General features: G+C 56.1%; 20 protein-coding genes. All 20 read left to right on the top strand.

Annotated elements, in window-relative coordinates:
* Window positions 1-35 precede the first annotated feature (35 nt).
* The 20 genes from QU667_RS07520 (at window position 36) to pyrE (ending at window position 17,807) form a co-directional block, all read left to right on the top strand.
* On the top strand, window positions 36-242 hold the full coding sequence (locus QU667_RS07520; protein WP_304986597.1) for a phosphopantetheine-binding protein: 207 nt from the start codon (window positions 36-38) through the stop codon (window positions 240-242).
* A 20-nt stretch (window positions 243-262) separates the two neighbouring features.
* On the top strand, window positions 263-1,120 hold the full coding sequence (locus tag QU667_RS07515) for a hypothetical protein (RefSeq protein WP_304986596.1): 858 nt from the start codon (window positions 263-265) through the stop codon (window positions 1,118-1,120).
* A gap of 42 nt (window positions 1,121-1,162) precedes the next feature.
* Complete coding sequence (locus QU667_RS07510; RefSeq protein WP_304986595.1) at window positions 1,163-2,428, top strand: glycosyltransferase family 2 protein; 1,266 nt, start codon at window positions 1,163-1,165, stop codon at window positions 2,426-2,428.
* Window positions 2,429-2,600: 172 nt separating this feature from the next.
* A complete protein-coding gene (typA, locus tag QU667_RS07505) occupies window positions 2,601-4,415 on the top strand; it encodes a translational GTPase TypA (protein WP_304986594.1) in 1,815 nt (604 codons plus the stop codon).
* 156 nt (window positions 4,416-4,571) lie between these two features.
* Window positions 4,572-5,099, top strand: a complete 528-nt coding sequence (locus tag QU667_RS07500) for a cell division protein SepF (RefSeq protein ID WP_304986593.1) — start codon at window positions 4,572-4,574, stop codon at window positions 5,097-5,099.
* Window positions 5,100-5,341: 242 nt separating this feature from the next.
* Entirely contained in the window at window positions 5,342-6,052 is a 711-nt protein-coding gene (rpsB, locus tag QU667_RS07495) for a 30S ribosomal protein S2 (RefSeq protein ID WP_304986592.1), read from the top strand.
* A gap of 70 nt (window positions 6,053-6,122) precedes the next feature.
* The gene (gene tsf / locus QU667_RS07490; protein ID WP_304986591.1) at window positions 6,123-6,989 is read left to right on the top strand and encodes a translation elongation factor Ts; all 867 of its coding nucleotides are present in this window, start codon (window positions 6,123-6,125) and stop codon (window positions 6,987-6,989) included.
* A gap of 130 nt (window positions 6,990-7,119) precedes the next feature.
* A complete protein-coding gene (pyrH, locus tag QU667_RS07485) occupies window positions 7,120-7,845 on the top strand; it encodes a UMP kinase (RefSeq protein ID WP_304986590.1) in 726 nt (241 codons plus the stop codon).
* Entirely contained in the window at window positions 7,842-8,399 is a 558-nt protein-coding gene (gene frr, locus QU667_RS07480; RefSeq protein WP_304986589.1) for a ribosome recycling factor, read from the top strand. Before pyrH ends, frr begins: the two co-directional genes overlap by 4 nt.
* Window positions 8,399-8,677: a hypothetical protein gene (locus QU667_RS07475; RefSeq protein WP_304986588.1), complete on the top strand. Its 279-nt coding sequence runs from the start codon at window positions 8,399-8,401 to the stop codon at window positions 8,675-8,677. The genes frr and QU667_RS07475 overlap by 1 nt, the downstream gene beginning before the upstream one ends.
* A gap of 38 nt (window positions 8,678-8,715) precedes the next feature.
* Window positions 8,716-9,507 (top strand): undecaprenyl pyrophosphate synthase, encoded by a 792-nt coding sequence (uppS, locus tag QU667_RS07470; protein WP_304986587.1) that lies wholly within the window; start codon window positions 8,716-8,718, stop codon window positions 9,505-9,507.
* A gap of 14 nt (window positions 9,508-9,521) precedes the next feature.
* Entirely contained in the window at window positions 9,522-10,343 is an 822-nt protein-coding gene (locus tag QU667_RS07465; protein WP_304986586.1) for a phosphatidate cytidylyltransferase, read from the top strand.
* Window positions 10,344-10,364: 21 nt separating this feature from the next.
* On the top strand, window positions 10,365-11,405 hold the full coding sequence (gene rseP, locus QU667_RS07460; protein WP_304986585.1) for an RIP metalloprotease RseP: 1,041 nt from the start codon (window positions 10,365-10,367) through the stop codon (window positions 11,403-11,405).
* A 7-nt stretch (window positions 11,406-11,412) separates the two neighbouring features.
* A complete protein-coding gene (gene ispG / locus QU667_RS07455; protein ID WP_304986584.1) occupies window positions 11,413-12,492 on the top strand; it encodes a flavodoxin-dependent (E)-4-hydroxy-3-methylbut-2-enyl-diphosphate synthase in 1,080 nt (359 codons plus the stop codon).
* Window positions 12,489-14,201, top strand: coding sequence for a proline--tRNA ligase (locus tag QU667_RS07450; protein WP_304986583.1), 1,713 nt, complete (start codon window positions 12,489-12,491; stop codon window positions 14,199-14,201). Before ispG ends, QU667_RS07450 begins: the two co-directional genes overlap by 4 nt.
* 124 nt (window positions 14,202-14,325) lie before the next feature.
* Window positions 14,326-14,772: an Hsp20 family protein gene (locus QU667_RS07445; protein ID WP_304986582.1), complete on the top strand. Its 447-nt coding sequence runs from the start codon at window positions 14,326-14,328 to the stop codon at window positions 14,770-14,772.
* 39 nt (window positions 14,773-14,811) lie between these two features.
* On the top strand, window positions 14,812-15,600 hold the full coding sequence (locus QU667_RS07440) for a CheR family methyltransferase (RefSeq protein ID WP_304986581.1): 789 nt from the start codon (window positions 14,812-14,814) through the stop codon (window positions 15,598-15,600).
* Entirely contained in the window at window positions 15,597-16,529 is a 933-nt protein-coding gene (locus QU667_RS07435) for a phenylacetate--CoA ligase family protein (RefSeq protein WP_304986580.1), read from the top strand. Before QU667_RS07440 ends, QU667_RS07435 begins: the two co-directional genes overlap by 4 nt.
* On the top strand, window positions 16,519-17,232 hold the full coding sequence (gene pyrF, locus QU667_RS07430) for an orotidine-5'-phosphate decarboxylase (protein WP_304986579.1): 714 nt from the start codon (window positions 16,519-16,521) through the stop codon (window positions 17,230-17,232). The genes QU667_RS07435 and pyrF overlap by 11 nt, the downstream gene beginning before the upstream one ends.
* A complete protein-coding gene (pyrE, locus tag QU667_RS07425; RefSeq protein ID WP_304986578.1) occupies window positions 17,232-17,807 on the top strand; it encodes an orotate phosphoribosyltransferase in 576 nt (191 codons plus the stop codon). The genes pyrF and pyrE overlap by 1 nt, the downstream gene beginning before the upstream one ends.
* The last annotated feature ends 2 nt before the right edge of the window (window positions 17,808-17,809 follow it).

Below are 17,809 nucleotides of genomic sequence, written 5' to 3'. Positions count from 1 at the left end.
AGGTGTACCCCGTGGTTAAAAAAATTATCGAGATCATGAACGAGATCCGACCCTATGAAGAAATAACGGAAACGACCGAGCTAATCCAAAGTGGTATTTTGGATTCCCTTGCAATTCTTCATTTGGCCGCACAGTTGGAGAATGCGTTTGATGTTGAAATTGCCGATGAGGCGTTGACGGCGGTCAACTTTGCCAATGCAGATGCTATTTCGGAACTGGTAAGGAAAAGCAAAATGGCTTGAGAAGGATGAAGGAAGAATGTATGTTGATACAGCCGAAAGACCCTGAAGGGCTCAAATTACGATTGACCGAGCGTCCTCTTGCGCTGTTTGGCATGGGGGGAATGGGGGCGAAAATCATCGCGTATTGCGATGCACATCAGATACCGATCGCCTGTCTTGTCGATAATCATACGGAAAAACAGGAGCATGGACAGAATGGACGGAAGGTTTTTTCGCCGCAGGAGATGAGGGCGGCTTATCCGAATGCCAATGTTTTGATTTCATCGGCGGTGTTCTTTCATGAAATAAAAAAGCAGTTGGAGGACTTGGGCATTTCGGAAGATCGGATCCTCTCGTATGCGCTGTTTACAGTGGAGAACGTCACTTGGTCCGCGTTGGATAAAAACGCTGATTGGAAGCGGATGCGCATTCGGAACAGGGATGTTGCCATGTGGATCGATGAAAATGTTCACTCGGTCATTGATTATGGCGCCGGCGAGATGTTTTTGAAAACACTTCTGCCTGCCAGTTGTGTGGAATACTATCCCATTGATTATATTCGACGTTCGGATGAAACCATCGTATGTGATTTGAATGCGGGGGATTTCCCCGATATATCCGCCGATGTTGCTGTGCTTACCGGAATATTGGAGTTTTTAACCACGACCAAGTCCCTACTGCGCCATGTAGCTGCAACAACGAAACAGAAAATTATTTTATCGTATATGACGCTGGAACGGTTTCCGGATATAGAGGGCAGACGTGCCTCGGCTTATGTCAGTCATTTCACGGAGCAGGAAGTGATTGATATGCTGGCGCAAAACGGCTTTGCGCTCAAGGATCAGCATCCGGATCCAAGCCATGAGGTCAACCGTTTGTTTTTGTTTGAAAAAGTATAGGAATCACTGATAAAATGGAACATATCAATGAAAGGGGCTGCTATGAAGAAGATATATATACGAACGCACGCTTATAATGCCTCCGAAACATTGCAGCGTGCTGTGGACAGCGTCCTTCATCAGACGCATACGGACTATATCTACTATCTGTGTGACAATGGCTCCACAGACGGCGGCGCCACCCGCCGGATTATCGAGGCGTATGCGAAATTGGATCGCCGCATTGTTCCATTTTATAACGAAGTGAATCACGTTTGGGACGGCAGTGCGGAATATATCGATTTGCCGCTTCATGTGGGGGACGACGATTATTTTTGTGAACTCGATGCTGACGACGAATATCTGCCGACATTTTTTGAGGAAATGCTTGATTTTATGCAGGAGAACGACTTGGACGTTGCCTGCTGCGGCAATGATTTCCTGGATACGGCACAAGAGAACAGATTGGTCAGTCAGCGTTTGCTCCATGCGACGCTGATCTTGGAGGGGCAGCAATTTGCGGAACTATTTCCGTACTATCATTGTTTTATGAGAACCTGTTGGGGAAAATTATATAAAGGAAGATCCCTTCGGAACTATATCACAAGACATGAAGATTGCCCGAACTACCCTGTCGCTTACGGCGGCGATACGTTCAATACGATGCGTGTGTTTCAAAATGCGAGACGCGTCGGAATTTTGCCGCGGTCGCTGCATAAGTATTATATGTCCCCCAAATCTACGTCTTATACCATGCATCCGCAGCGCATTCAATGCGATCAGATTTTGCATGAAGCCGCCATGGACTACTTAAACGCGTTCGGTCCCGTCAGTCAGCGCAATCGGGATTTTTTATATGGAGTATATATGAACGCGCTTCGGGATACCGCCAATCTTTTATTGAATGCGCAGATGCCTGACTCGGAGAAACTGCGGTATTTCATTGAAATGGTCAGCTGCCGGTACACACATCAACTGATGGCGTGGGAGAATTTCGGCGTATATCATAGTGAAAATCCACAGAGTATTCAAGATTCTCGAAAAGAGCTTTTCAAAGGGATTGCGGGCTGGCTGCTCTCGCTTAGCGAAGTATCGAATGAGCAAGTGGAGGATTACTGCAATATCGGAGAGCTTTCCTCTGCAGCCGCAGAGGATTCGGAGAGGTGGATCGCTTTTCAGAAGCGGAGAGTGAAGATCTATGCGATGCAAGGGCAAATCGAAAAGGCGAAGAGGAAACTGGACGAGCTAAAAGAATTGGTGCCGCATGACAAGGACGTGCCATATTTGTCACAACTCATTCCCGCAACCGAAGGAACTGTGACGGATTGAGGCGTGCGGCAATAACGATCCGCGCAAGATCTTTGGCGATAAGACGGCGGCGCTGAATTTATCAGTGCTTCCCCAGCAGCAGCTTATAAAGATATTGACAAAGCGGCGTGCCTATAATAAGATAGACACGCTATCTTTTTGCACGGAAATTTTGGGGAGGCACATTTCACATATGACGAATGAAAAACTGCGCAACATCGCAATCATTGCGCACGTCGATCACGGCAAGACGACGCTCGTGGATGCCATGCTGCGTCAGAGCCACGTATTTCGCTCGAATGAGCAGGTCAGTGAGCGCGTGATGGACTCGGGGGATATTGAGCGCGAGCGCGGCATTACGATCCTCTCGAAGAATACGGCGATTCTCTATGACGGTATCAAGATCAATATTGTGGATACGCCGGGTCACGCGGATTTTGGTGGCGAGGTGGAGCGCGTTCTCAATATGGTGGACGGTGTTCTCCTGCTTGTTGATGCGTTCGAGGGTCCGATGCCGCAGACGAAGTATGTGCTGCGTAAGGCGCTTGAGCAGAAACTCAAGCCGATTGTGGTCATCAATAAGATTGACCGTCCCGATCAGCGCGTGGATGATGTCTATGACGAGGTTCTGGAGCTGTTCATGGAACTTGACGCGGACGACGATCAGCTGGACTTCCCCGTGATCTATGCGACGGCGCGTGATGGTGTCGCAAAGTTCAAGATGGAGGATGAGAGCGACAATCTGGAGCCTCTGATGCAGACGATTGTAAAGGAGATTCCGGCACCGCAGGGGGATGCGGAAGGCCCTCTGCAGATGATGGTGACGACGCTGGAGGCGGACGACTATGTGGGGCGTGTCGCCATTGGCCGTATCATTCGTGGAACGGTGCGCCCCAACCAGAATGTCGTCATTATCAGCGGCGATCATGAAACAAAGGCAAAGGTCGGCAAGGTCTATGTCTATCAGGGGCTTCGGCGCGTTGACGTGAATGTGGCGGGCATGGGCGAGATCGTCGCACTGACGGGGCTTGGAGATGTCAGCATCGGTTATACGGTGGCGGATGCCGAGAATCCGGAGGCGCTGCCATCGATCAATATTGACGAGCCGACGCTCTCAATGACGTTCGGCGTCAATACGAGCCCCTTTGCCGGGCGCGAGGGGCAGTTTGTCACCTCGCGTCACATTCGCGACCGCCTTTTCAAGGAGATCGAGACGAACGTGGCGATGCGCGTCGAGGAGACGGACTCTGCGGACGTGTTCAAGGTCTCGGGGCGCGGCGAACTGCATCTCTCCATTCTGATTGAGCAGATGCGCCGCGAGGGCTATGAGCTGCAGGTCGGCAAGCCCGAGGTCGTCTATAAGACGATCAACGGGCAGAAATGCGAGCCGATGGAGAATCTGACGGTCGAGGTGCCGCAGGAGTACATGGGTTCGGTGATGGAGGCTCTTGGTACGCGCAAGGCGGAGCTGTCGAACATGACGGAGCTCTCGGGCTACATCCGCATGGAGTTCTTCATCCCCGCACGCGGTCTGATCGGCTTCCGTTCGGAACTGCTGACGAGCACGAAGGGCAACGGAATCATGAACCATGTATTCCATGGGTATGTTCCGTACAAGGGCGATATGAACGGCCGCTCGCACGGTTCTCTCGTGGCATTTGAGCAGGGGGAAACGACGGGCTACGGTATTTTCTCGCTGCAAGATCGCGGAACCATGTTTATCTCACCGGGGCAGCAGGTATATGAGGGAATGATTGTCGGTGAGAATACGCGTGATATTGACATGGACATCAATCCGTGCAAGAAGAAGAATGTCACGAATATGCGTACCTCTGCCTCGGATGAGGCGATCCGTCTCACGCCGCCGCGCATTCTCAGTTTGGAGCAGGCGCTTGAGTACATCAACGACGATGAGCTGGTTGAGGTGACGCCCGAAAATATTCGGCTGCGCAAGGCAATTTTGGATCGTACGGCGCGTGGCCGTGCGGCAAAGAATGCACGTAAGTAACATAGTAGAAAAGTCATGCTATGGGCGGGAAATTTTGCTTTCATCGTGGATGTCTTGCATTTCTGAAAGAAATGTGATAGTATGACACCGTTACGGAATTGAGAACTTGTCACTAATCGTGTGGAAATTACATCTATTTAAGGAAGGAAGAGATAAATGGGTGCAAATTCGTTGTTTTCACGAGTGAAGGATATGACCTCGCGCGTTGTAGACTCATTTATCCCCGCTGCCGAGGAGGATGTGTACGAGGAGGAAGAGGAGCAGCCCATACAGCAGACATCGGCGCAGCATACGATGATGACCGAGCGTCGCGTGGCGAATGGCGGTACTGTTTCCTTTGCGGCGGGGTATGGCACATCCGCGTCCGCACAGCGTCCCCCCTCGACCGGAGACGGCGGGACACCGCTGACGGTTCATACGACGAAGGTGGCAGAGCTCAAGGTGCGCATTCACCGCCCGCGCCGCTACGATGATGTTGGTACGGCAGTGGCTCAGCTGAAACAGGGGATCGCGGTGACGGTCAATTTTGACTGCCTGAGTGAGCCGGAGCGCCGTCGCGTCTGCGACTTCCTGAACGGTGCCTGCTATGTTCTCCACGGTACGGCGCGTGTCGTATCGAGTACAATCATTCTGTACGCCCCGAAGGGTGTGGATGTAACGGAGATGCAGGCAAAGCCGCATTGAGCATGATGAACGAAATTCGGAAGATGGGGAGCGGTTTGCTCTCCATTTTTTTGTAAAAAAATATCACAGGAACGTTGTCACGCAGTATTTCTTATGCTATAATGTTTCGCAGTGTTTAGGAAGCACTGATAAATTCAGCGATTCCTTAAAAAATCACGCGTACCCGATAGCCGCTCTGTGCCGTGCTCTGCGCGGTGGTGCGGCAGATGAGGGACGTGGAAGAACAACAGGAGGTATTTTCCATGGCAGTAATTTCTATGAAGCAGCTTCTGGAGGCAGGTGTCCACTTCGGACACCAGACGCGCCGCTGGAATCCGAAGATGGCACGTTACATCTTCACGGAGCGCAACGGCATCTACATCATCGACCTGCAGAAGACGGTGCGCAAGGTAGACGAGGCGTACAACTTTCTCCGCAGCGTTGCGCAGGAGGGCAAGTCCGTTCTCTTCATCGGTACGAAGAAGCAGGCGCAGGAGGCAATCCGTGAGGAGGCTCTGCGTGCGAATATGTTCTATGTCAACGAGCGTTGGCTCGGCGGCATGATGACGAACTTCCAGACGATCCAGCGCCGTATCCACCGCCTCAAGACGCTTGAGGAGATGGAGGAAAACGGCACGTTTGAGGTGCTGACGAAGAAGGAAGTGCAGGGGCTCCGTCACGAGAAGGAGAAGCTTGAGCGCTATCTGGGCGGCATCAAGGATATGAACCGTCTGCCGGGCGCACTCTTCGTTGTTGACCCGCGCAAGGAGCGGATTGCAGTCGCCGAGGCACGCAAGCTGAACATCCCCATTGTTGCGATCGTTGACACGAACTGCGATCCGGATGAGATCGACTATGTAATCCCGGGCAACGACGATGCGATCCGTGCGGTGAAGCTCCTCACGGGCTGCATGGCGGATGCTGTGCTTGAGGGCAACCAGGGCGGCGCGCAGGAGACGGCTGCGGCTGAGTAAAGAATGAAACGAGGGGTAAGGGAGTGTTATCCCTTGCCCCTTTTTTATGAATGTATTGGGAGGAACTACAATGGCAATCAGTGCTGCAATGGTGAAGGAACTGCGCGAGCGTACGGGCGCAGGAATGATGGACTGCAAGAAGGCGCTCGCCGAGACGGACGGCGATATGCAGAAGGCGATCGACTATCTGCGTGAGAAGGGCATTGCAAAGGCGGAGAAGAAGGCGGGGCGCATCGCGGCTGAGGGGGCTGTGACGGCGTATCTCGCACCGGATGCAAAGGTCGGCGCGGTCGTTGAGATCAACTGCGAGACGGACTTTGCGGCGGGCAATGAACAGTTCCGTGCGCTGAGCGCGAAGGTTGCACAGCACATCGCAGAAACGAATCCCGCAGATCTTGATGCACTGAATGCAAGCACGCTCGACGGCAAGGATGTCGCATCGCTCATCACCGAGGCGACGGCGACGATCGGCGAGAAGATTTCGCTGCGCCGCTTTGTGCGCTATGAGAGTGCGGGACGCGTTGCGACGTACATCCATATGGGCGGCAAGATCGGCGTACTCGTGGAACTCTCGGGTGGCGACGAGCAGCTCGGCAAGGATATTGCCATGCAGATTGCGGCGGCATCGCCGCTTGCGATCGACCGCTCCGGCGTGACGGCAGATCACATTGAGCATGAAAAGGAAGTGCTTCGCAAGCAGGCACTTGAGGAGGGCAAGCCCGAGAAGATCATTGAGAAGATGGTCGAGGGGCGTATCAACAAGTTCTACGAAGAGGTTTGCCTGCTTGAGCAGAAGTTCGTGAAGGATCCGGAGAAGAAGATCGCGGATGTGCTCGGCGGCGTCGAGATCAAGGCATTTACACGTTTCCAGCTCGGTGAGGGGATCGAAAAGAAGCAGGAAGATTTCGCTGCGGAGGTTGCTGCGCAGATGCAGTAAGCGCATGAAGAGAAGGGGTTGTTGTGCGGAGCATTTTGCTTCGCATAGCACCCCTTTTTTGCAGACAGACACAGGATTTTTTCAATGAAATATGCTATAATGGCGCAAAGAACAGACAGGAGGAGTCATCGTGGAAGCGAAATATCGGCGCGTCGTCTTGAAACTCAGCGGAGAGGCTCTCGCGGGAGATCAAGGGTTCGGCATCAATCCGTCGGTTGTGGAGTCGATTGCGGCACAGATCAAGAAGGTGCGCGATCATGGAATCGACGTTGCGATTGTGGTCGGCGGCGGCAATATCTGGCGCGGTCTCTCGGGCAGTGCAAAGGGGATGGATCGCACGACGGCGGACTACATGGGCATGATGGCGACGGTGATGAATGCACTTGCGCTTCAGGATGCCCTTGAAAAGCAGGATGTCGATACGCGTGTCCAGAGTGCGATCGAGATGCGTCAGGTGGCCGAACCGTACATCCGCCGCCGCGCTATCCGCCATATGGAGAAGGGGCGCGTTGTGATCTTCGGTGCGGGTACGGGCAATCCGTATTTCTCGACGGATACGACAGCGGCGCTGCGTGCGGCTGAGATCGAGGCGGATGTCATTCTCATGGCGAAGAAGGGGACGGACGGGATCTATGACTCCGATCCGAACAAGAACCCCGATGCGAAGCGTTTTGAGACGCTGACCTACATCGACATCCTCAAGAAGGGGTTGGCGGTCATGGATGCGACGGCGACGAGTCTGTGCATGGAGAACAAGATCCCCATTGTGGTGTTTAATATTGACGCGTATGCAAATATCGCGCGCGCCTCTTTTGGTGAGGCGATTGGAACGACTGTAGGAGGCGAAGCTGTATGATTAAGGATATTCTCGCGAAGCATGAGGTAAATATGAACAAGGCGATCGAGGCGCTCCGTCGGGAGTTCTCCTCTCTTCGTGCAGGGCGTGCAACGCCGAATCTCCTCGATAAGGTGATGGTGCCGTACTACGGAACGCCGACCTCGGTCAACCAGATCGCAAAGGTGACGGTGCCGGAGCCGCATATGATCGTCATTACGCCGTGGGAGAAATCCATCCTGCATGATATTGAGATCGCCATCTCGAAGTCTGACCTTGGTCTATCGCCAAACTCGGACGGCACGGTGATCCGCCTCGCGATTCCGCAGCCGACGCAGGAACGCCGCAAAGAACTCATCAAGACCGTTGGCAAGAAGACGGAGGAGGCGAAGGTTGCGCTGCGCAACATCCGCCGCGACGCGAACGAAGCGATCAAGAAGCTCGAAAAGGACAAGGAGATCAATGAGGACGAGTCCAAGCGCGGGCAGGACTCCGTGCAGAAACTCGTGGACAAGTTCGTCAAACAGATGGAAGAGATGCGCGCGGCAAAGGAAAAAGAGGTCATGGAGATCTGATGGAGGATTCTCGTTTGGCACGCCCGTGGGCAGATGTGCATTCCCTGTTGGCGGCGGAACATTCCCTCTATGTGTGCAAGGAAACACGGTCTCCGCGCACGTTCTTTGCCGTGGATGAAGCAGCGCCTTATGTCGTTCGTGTGCGGGGCGGGGATGGCGATCCCGTGTTTACACTGACCCCCGCACCGGCACGAAGTCCGTCCGTTGCCGCCTATGAAGAAAAATCCCGCGAGCGGGTACGCCCCCTTCCGGCAGTTGTCGGAGGGGTGTTTTGGTAGAATGCGCAGCGCGATTGCCCGGAAGGATAGGGATAACGATGTGGAGAAAGATATTTGGTGGGGAACGCACCCCTGATGCCGCGGCGGAGGTTCTTCCGTCCGGTATTGCGGTTGACCGTGCGCATCTGCCGCGCCATATTGCCATCGTCATGGATGGAAACGGCCGCTGGGCAAAGTCCAAGGGGAAATCCCGCTCGGCAGGTCATGAGGAGGGGGCGCGCACGCTCAAGCGGATTGTGCGTGCCGCTTCCGATATGGGCATTGAGGTGCTCACCGTCTACGCATTCTCCACGGAGAATTGGAAACGGCCGCAGCGCGAGGTCGATTTTTTACTGCGTCTGTTTGATTCCTTCCTTGCGCAGGAGCTTGCGGAGATGCACGCGGAGCAGGTGCGTCTGCACTTCATCGGGCGACGCGACCGCTTTACGGAACGCTTTCAGAAACGCATGGCGGAAGCCGAGGCTTTGATGGCGAACAATACGGGCATTCATTTCAACTTAGCGGCAAACTATGGCAGTCAGGACGAAATCGTACGTGCTGCACGCACGATTGCCGCGCGTGTGGCATCGGGAGAGCTATCGGTGGATGGGATCGACGAGGAGGTCTTTTCACATACGCTCGATACGGGCGAGGATCCTCCGGTTGACCTTTTTATCCGCACGAGCGGTGATCTCAGGCTCAGCAACTTTCTCCTCTGGCAGTCGGCATATGCGGAACTGTACTTTACGGATACGCATTGGCCGGATTTTACGCCGGAGGATCTGGCGCGTGCGATTGAAGATTTTGCAGGGCGCAGCCGCCGCTTCGGCGGACTGGATACCGAGGAATAGGTGGGAGGCTTGATTTGATTACGCGCATTATTTCGGGAGTGATCGGCATTGCTCTTGCGGGCTACGTCATACAGAAGGGCGGGACTTCCTTTGTCATTGCAGCGGCGGTAATCGCCATACTCGCATGGTTCGAGTTCACGCGTGCCTTTTCCCGCCGCGGCGGCAATCCCACGCTGTTTTCGGGGCTGATCGGCATCGGCGGTATGCTGTACGGTGCATACCTTGGGCAGCTCGATGTCATCCTGCTTGTGCTGATGGGATCGACGGTGCTTGTCCTCATCATGTCGGTGCTCTTACGCGGGGATGTGTCTGTTCCGGATGTGTGTATCTCTGTAGCGGGCATCGCCTACATCGGGCTGCCTTTTGCACATCTCATTATGCTGCGCACGCTCACGGGCGATAGCTTCGTGACACCGATTGAGACGTTCGATCTCGGAACGGCGATGGTCTGGGTCATGTTCATCGGGACGTGGGCAAGTGACAGCTTTGCCTACTTTGCGGGGCGTGCGTTCGGCTCGCACAAACTCGCACCTGCGATCAGCCCGAACAAGACGGTCGAGGGATTTCTCGGCGGTCTTGTCGGCACGATTGCGGCGGTGGCGGGACTCGGCTATGTCCTCCATATGCCGCTCACGCAAATGGCGGGACTCGGTGCGGCGATCGCCGTGCTCGGAACGCTCGGGGATCTTGTGGAATCGCTGATGAAGAGACATACGGGGATCAAGGACTCCGGAGCGATCATCCCTGGACACGGCGGTATTTGGGATCGTTTTGACAGCGTGCTCTTTACGGCACCGCTTGTCTACTACTATACGGTGTACTTCGTACTTCGATGAAAGGGCAATAAAGGAGTTTTGATGTTAGAAAAAATTCTGGCGACGGTATTTGTCTTTGGGCTTCTCGTTTTTGTGCATGAACTCGGGCATTTTATCACGGCGAAGCTGACGGGGATGCGTGTCGATGAGTTCGCCATCGGTTTTGGCCCGCGTCTTGTGCGTTTTCGCTATGGCGAGACAGTCTACTCGATCCGCCTCGTACCGCTCGGCGGCTTCAATGACATAGCGGGTATGACGGCGGATGACAATGAAGCGGGGGAGCGCGGTTACTGTAAAAAGCCGATTCTCTCGCGTATGATTGTGATTCTGGCGGGCTCGGCAATGAACGTTATCCTGCCCGTTGTTCTCTTCTTCGGCATCTTTTTCTTTGTCGGGGTGCAGACCCCGAATCCCGCTCCCGTCCTCGGTACGGTGCTCGCGGATAACCCTGCGGCGAATGCCGGGCTGATGGCAAATGACCGCATTGTTGCAATCGACGGAAAGCCGATTGCGACGTGGCAGGAGATGGTGGACGCGATTCGTACGAACCACGGGACAGTGCCTCTGACGATGCAGGTGGATCGTCAGGGGCAGGAACTGACGGTGAGCGTCACGCCACACTATGATGCGGCGCATGATCGTGGTGTCATCGGCATCGTAAATGCCTATGAAAGCACATATCCGGGGTTCTTGGGATCCGTTTCGATGGCGTTTGAGCGGACGGCGATGATTGTCGTCATGATGCTCGATGCACTCTACCGTATTATCATGGAGATGTCCGGCTCGGAACTCGCAGGCCCCATCGGTGTGGCGCAGATGGCGGGTGAGGTTGCGGAGATGGGCATTGTGCCGTTGCTGAACTTTGCGGCACTGCTCAGTCTCAACCTTGCGATCATCAATCTCCTGCCCGTTCCTGCGCTCGACGGCGGACACTTCTTCACACTCTGCGTGGAGGCGGTACGCGGCAAGCCACTCAGTCCGAAGGTCATGCACTATGTCCAAAATGCGGGCGTTGGTCTGATCGTTCTGCTTATGCTGCTCGCGATGAAGAATGATGTAATGCGTATCTTTGCAGGAGGCTGATCCGCGTATGGCAAATTATGAGCGCCGTAGGACGCGGCAGATTCACATTGGCGGCATCCCCATCGGGGGCGATGCGCCCATCTCCGTGCAGTCCATGTGTAATACGAAGACCACGGATACGGAGGCGACCGTTCAGCAGATCCGCGAACTTGCTGCGGCGGGCTGCGATATTGTGCGCGTTGCCGTACCCGATATGGCGGCTGCAAAGAACCTCGGCAATATTGTGCAGCAGGTCAAGACACCGCTCGTCGCCGACATCCACTTTGACTATAAACTCGCGCTTGAGGCGATGGCACAGGGCGTTGCCGCGCTGCGCATCAACCCCGGCAACATCGGCGGGACGGAGCGCGTGAAGAAGGTCGTTGCGGCGGCACGCACAGGGGGGATCCCCATCCGCATCGGTGTCAACGCCGGTTCCCTTGACCACAAGCTTCTCATGAAATACGGCGGCGTCACAGCGGAGGCTCTTGTAGAGTCTGCGATGGAGCATGTGCGTGTGTTGGAGGAACTGGACTTCTACGATATGAAGATCTCGCTGAAGGCGCATGATGTGCCGCTGACGCTTGCGGCGTACCGTCTCATGAGCGAGCGTGTCGACTACCCTCTGCACCTCGGCATTACGGAGGCGGGCACGGCAGGTACGGGGATCATCAAGTCCTCGGTCGGTGTCGGCGCACTGCTCGCGGAGGGCATCGGCGATACCATCCGCATCTCACTGACGGGCGATCCCGTGGTCGAGGTGCGCACGGCGAACGAGATCTTGAAGGCGCTCGGGCTGAAGGAATACGGTCCGACGCTTGTCGCCTGTCCGACTTGTGGGCGCACGAGCATCAACCTCGTGGAGATCGCCGAGAAGGTCGAGGAGCGTCTGCGCGGCATGGAAGACCCCATCGAGGTCGCCGTGATGGGCTGTGTTGTGAATGGCCCCGGCGAGGCACGCGGTGCCGATGTCGGCATCGCGGGCGGCAACGGCGAGGGGCTGATCTTCCGCAAGGGTGAGGTTGTCCGCAAGGTGAAGGAAGAAGAATTGCTTCCCGAACTGTTTCGGGAAATTGATGCGATATTGGAGGAACGCAAATCGTCATGAGAGCTACGAATCTGTACGCGCCCACACTTAGAAATACGCCCGCCGAGGCGGAGATTGCGAGCCACCGGCTCATGTATCGTGCGGGGCTGATCCGCAAGTCTGCGGGCGGTATGTATAGCTATCTGCCGCTCGCGTGGCGCACGATCCGCAAGATTGAGCAGATCATCCGCGAGGAGATGGATGCGGCGGGCGGACAGGAAATCATGATGCCGATCCTCCAGCCGTCCGAACTCTGGGAGGAGAGCGGGCGCTGGGGGGCATACGGTGCGGAGATGATTCGCGTGAAGGATCGTCATGACCGTGAGTTCTGCATGGGACCGACGCATGAGGAGATGATTACGGCACTTGTGCGCGATGAGCTGCGCTCGTACAAGCAGCTGCCCGTGCTGCTCTATCAGATTCAGGACAAGTTCCGCGACGAGCGTCGCCCGCGCTTCGGCGTGATGCGCAGCCGCGAGTTTATCATGAAAGACCTTTATTCTTTCGATAAGGATGTCGAGGGGATGAACGAGTCCTACCGCAAGATGTCCGTTGCGTACACGAATATCTTCACGCGCTGCGGTCTGGACTTCCGCGCAGTGGAGGCGGACAGCGGCGCGATCGGCGGCGGGCACTCCGAGGAGTTCACCGTGCTCGCACCCGAGGGCGAGTCGCGCATTGCGTGCTGCGATGCGTGCAGCTATGCGGCGAGCGATGAAAAGGCGGCACTGCGTCCCATCGACGCACCCGACGAGGCGGAACTGCCGCTCGAAAAGGTGGCGACCCCGCATACGAGCACGATAGCGCTGCTTGCGGAATACCTCAAGATTCCCGTGGAAAAGACGATCAAGGCGGTCGCCTATCAGACGGAGGACGATACCCTCATCCTCGCATTCCTGCGCGGCGACCACGAGGTGAATGAGGTGAAGCTCGCGAATGCCGTTCCGGGCGCACGTGAGCTGCGTATGGCGGACGAAGAGGCAATCCGTGCAGTGGGCGGCTGTCCCGGCTTTATGAGCCCGATCGGTGTCAAGGAGGGGACGCATATCGTTGTTGACGAAACGGCGATGCGGATGCACAATGCCGTTTCGGGGGCAAACGAGGCGGATTTCCACTATATGAATGTGAATCCGAAGCGTGACTTTGGGGCGGTGACGGTGGCGGATATTCGCCTTGTCGAAGAGGGGGATGCGTGTCCCGTCTGCGAGCAGGGGCATCTCCACATCGGGCGCGGCATCGAGGCGGGGCAGATCTTTGCGCTCGGCACAAAATACAGCGCGGCGATGGGCGCGACCTTCCTCGACGAGGCGGGCAAGGCACAGCCGCTGCAGATGGGGTGCTATGGCATCGGTGTCGGGCGTACGATGGCGGCGGCGATTGAGCAGAACCATGACGAGCACGGCATCATCTGGCCGCGTGCGATTGCGCCGTATGAGGTCGTTGTCGTCGCGGTCAATGCAAAGGTGGAGGAGCAGCTCGCGTACGCCGAGGAGATCTACGAGGAACTCCGTGCGGCGGGTGTGGACGTGCTGCTCGATGATCGGCGCGAGCGTGCGGGCGTGAAGTTCAACGACTGCGATCTGATCGGCTATCCCGTGCGCATCGCCATCGGTCCAAAGACGCTTGAAAACGGCAGCATCGAGGTAAAGATTCGCAGGACAGGAGAGCTTGTGAACTTTGCACGCGATACCTATTTGAAGGGCGTGCAGGATATGCTTGCGGCTCTTTGAGAACTTCCGGGGCGGCGTTTTCATGCGTCGCCTTTTTTGTTCTAAAATTGTCTTGCTTGAAAAGAACGCCCTTTATTGTTATAATGAAAGCGTAGATTGATACATCATGTTGGAGGTGGTCGCTATGTTTCGTCCATTGCCGTTCAATTTGAAAGAAAATGCCGAAAAGGGGCAGGAGATGCTTGGCAAGGCTCTTGAGACCGTGATGGAGCATTCGTTTAATCCGTTCGACAAGGTTGGCGGGATGCTCTTTCCGTTCCGCGTCGATGTGATCGACGGCGAGAGCGCTTATGAACTGTTCGCGGAGCTGCCGGGATTTACGAAGGATGCGATTGAGGTTTCCTACAATGAGGACGGTCGTCTGAGGATCAAGGCGGAGCGCAGCGTGCCCGAGGAGTCCGAGACGAAATACCTCTGTCACGAGCGCAAGGCGGGTGTATTTGAACGCTCCTTCCTCATTGATGATGTGGATGAAACAGAGGTATCCGTGTCCTATGAGGCGGGGATTCTGCATGTGGTACTGCCGAAACTGGAGGTAAAGAAATCCTGCCGGGTCTTTACGATCCAGTAAGATAAAAGAATGTAGGGATATGTGAGCGGAGGGTAATTTATGACGGAAGATCGCGACTGGGAGCAGTTTAAGCAGAAACTGAAGGCAAAGACGGAGATTGATCTCGATCTTTACAAAGAGCCGCAGATGAAGCGCCGAATCAACAATTTGATCACGCGTGCGGGCTACAAGGGGTGTGTGGAGTATTTCGATCATGTCTGCGGGAACAAGGACGACTTTGCGGCGTTCATCGAGTATCTGACGATCAACGTGTCGGAGTTCTTCCGCACGCCGGAGAAGTTCAGCAAGCTTGAGACGGATGTTATCCCCGACCTCATGACGCGCTCGCCGAAACTCAATATCTGGAGCGCGGGCTGCTCCATCGGCGCAGAGCCGTATTCGCTCGCGATCATCATGAAGGAGATGACCCCCGGCACGCGGCATCGCATTCTCGCTTCGGATCTCGATGTTGAGATTCTGGCAAAGGCGAAGCGCGGTGTCTACACGGCGGATGAAATCAAGAGCATGGCGCCCGAGCGCCGCCGCAAGTATTTCGATGCGGATGGTGACCACTTCGCCGTGAAGCAGGAAATCAAGAACATGATCGAGTTCAAGCGACACAACCTGCTGCAGGACAAATTTGAGACGGGCTTTGACCTGATTCTCTGCCGCAACGTCGTCATCTACTTCACGGACGAGGCAAAGGATCAACTCTACCGTCATTTCTTCGAGGCACTGAAACCCGGCGGGATTCTCTTTGTCGGCGCGACGGAGTCGATTCTGAACTTCCGCAAGATGGGCTATACGAGCTTCCAGCCGTTCTTCTACCAACGGCCGCTTGAGTCATGACGGCGGCAGCACTCAGCGAGGAGCAGCGGCTTGCACTTCTCCTGCGCCAGCTGAAATGGGCGGAGGAAAAGACGGCGTATTACCGTGATGCCTTTGCACGCGCGGGAATCCGTGCCGCGTCCGTCACGTCGTTTGCGGATCTGGCACGTCTGCCGTTTTTGGCGTGTGCAGCGAAAGAGGGGGCGGATGCCCCTTTTTTCATGCTTACGCTGCCACATTCGGGGCTTCTCCGTATCAGCGCTCTGCATGATGGTGTGGATGCGGGGCGCGTTCACTGCTACACGCAGGGCGATGTCGCGCGTCAGGTGCAGACTGCGGCAGATATGCTTGCCGCGTGTGGGGTAAATCGCGCGAGCACGGTGCTCCTTGTTGGAGACTTTACAGACAGTCGGACGCTTGACCTGCAATATGCACTGGACGCGGTCGGCGCGGCGGTTCTGCCATGTACGGACAGCGCTGCTGCGACGCAGCTCCTATGTGCAGCAGTGCCGGATACCGTCATCGTATGGGAGTATGAGCTTCCCGCACTTGCGGAGGCGTTGGGGGATCTGTGTGTGAACCGATTGATTACGCTTGGGGCGCGCATTGCACCGCAGGAATCGTCACGCGAGATGGCGGAACGCATGGGGGCGCGCCATGCACACATCTTTACACTGGCGCAGATGGGGGCGCTGATCGGGGGGACTTGCTCAGCTGGTGAGGGCGTACATCTTGAGGAGCGGCTCTTTTTCGCCGAAGTTCTTGATGAGGCGGGGGCGTGTTCACGTGCGGATGGCGCGTGCGGTGAGCTCGTGCTCTCGACGATTGCGGCGGAGGCAATGCCTGTCCTGCGGTATCGGACGGGGCTTTCGGTGCGCCTTTCGCGAGAACGCTGCCGCTGTGGGGATATGCGGATGCACATCATAGAGGAGGGGAAACATGGCAGATGATCGCTTGATAGCGGCGCTGGATGTGCCGACACGGGAAGAGGCGGAGCGTCTTGTGCAGCAGCTGGGCGACAGCGTCAGCTATTACAAGGTGGGCATGGAGCTGTTCTATGCGCTTGGCGGGGACATTGTGACGTGGCTGAAGGCGCAGGAGAAAAAGGTGTTCCTTGATCTGAAGCTCCATGATATTCCCAACACGGTGGGGAACGGTCTGTGTTCGCTCCTGCGCCTTCGTCCCGATATTCTGAACGTCCACACTGCCGGCGGGCTGCGCATGATGAAGGCGGCGCGCGATGCTCTGCACGCGGCGGCAGAGGAGGCGGGGATTCCGTGTCCGAAGCTGATCGGTGTCACCGTACTCACGAGTATGGACGCGGAGGACTGGGCGGGGCTCGGACATACAGGCACGATTGCGGAGGCGGTTCTGCGCCGCGCACAGCTCGCACGGGTGGCGGGACTCGACGGTGTGGTCGCATCCCCTGCCGAGACGGCGGAGATTCGCCGCATCTGCGGAAAGGATTTTTTGATTGTAACGCCCGGCATCCGCCCCGTAGGCATCTCCCATGACGATCAGCGGCGCGTGATGACACCGGGGGAGGCGATTCGTGTGGGTGCGTCTCAAATTGTGGTCGGGCGTGCGATCTATGCGGCAGAGGATCCGCGCATGGCGGCAGAGAGTATTTTGAAGGAGATGGAGGCTGTATGATGACGCAGGAGGAAGTACGTGCCCTGCTGGTCAAGACGGGTGCGATTATGGACGGGCATTTCTTGCTGACCTCGGGGCTGCACAGCCCGCACTATGTCGAGAAATTCAACGTGCTCCAACATCCTGCCTATACGGCGCAGCTCTGTGCGGCGATGGCGGAGAAGTTCAAGGATGCGAACATTGAGACGGTGGTCGGTCCTGTGACGGGCGGCATTCTGCTCGCGCATGAAACGGGAAAGTCACTCGGGACACGCGCGATCTTTACGGAGCGTGTGGACGGGAAGATGACGTTTCGCCGTGGCTTCTCTCTGCGCGAGGGCGAGCGCGTGCTCATCGTTGAGGACATTGTGACGACGGGCGGCTCGATCAAGGAAGTGATCGAGGTCGTCAAGGCGGCAGGTGCAATCCCTGTGGCGGTATCCATGCTCGTTGACCGCAGCGGCGGCAAGGCGAATTTCGGCGACGTACCGCACACGGCACTTCTCACAATGGATGTAGAAACATATGCGCCCGAGAGCTGTCCGCTCTGCGCAAAGGGGATCCCCATGACGAAGCGTGGGCGCACGGGCAAGTAAGA

Source organism: Selenomonas dianae (assembly GCF_030644225.1).
Taxonomy (GTDB): Bacteria; Bacillota; Negativicutes; order Selenomonadales; family Selenomonadaceae; genus Centipeda; species Centipeda dianae.
The sequence above is the reverse complement of the archived record's forward strand: the minus strand, read 5'-3'. Positions and strand labels throughout refer to the sequence as shown.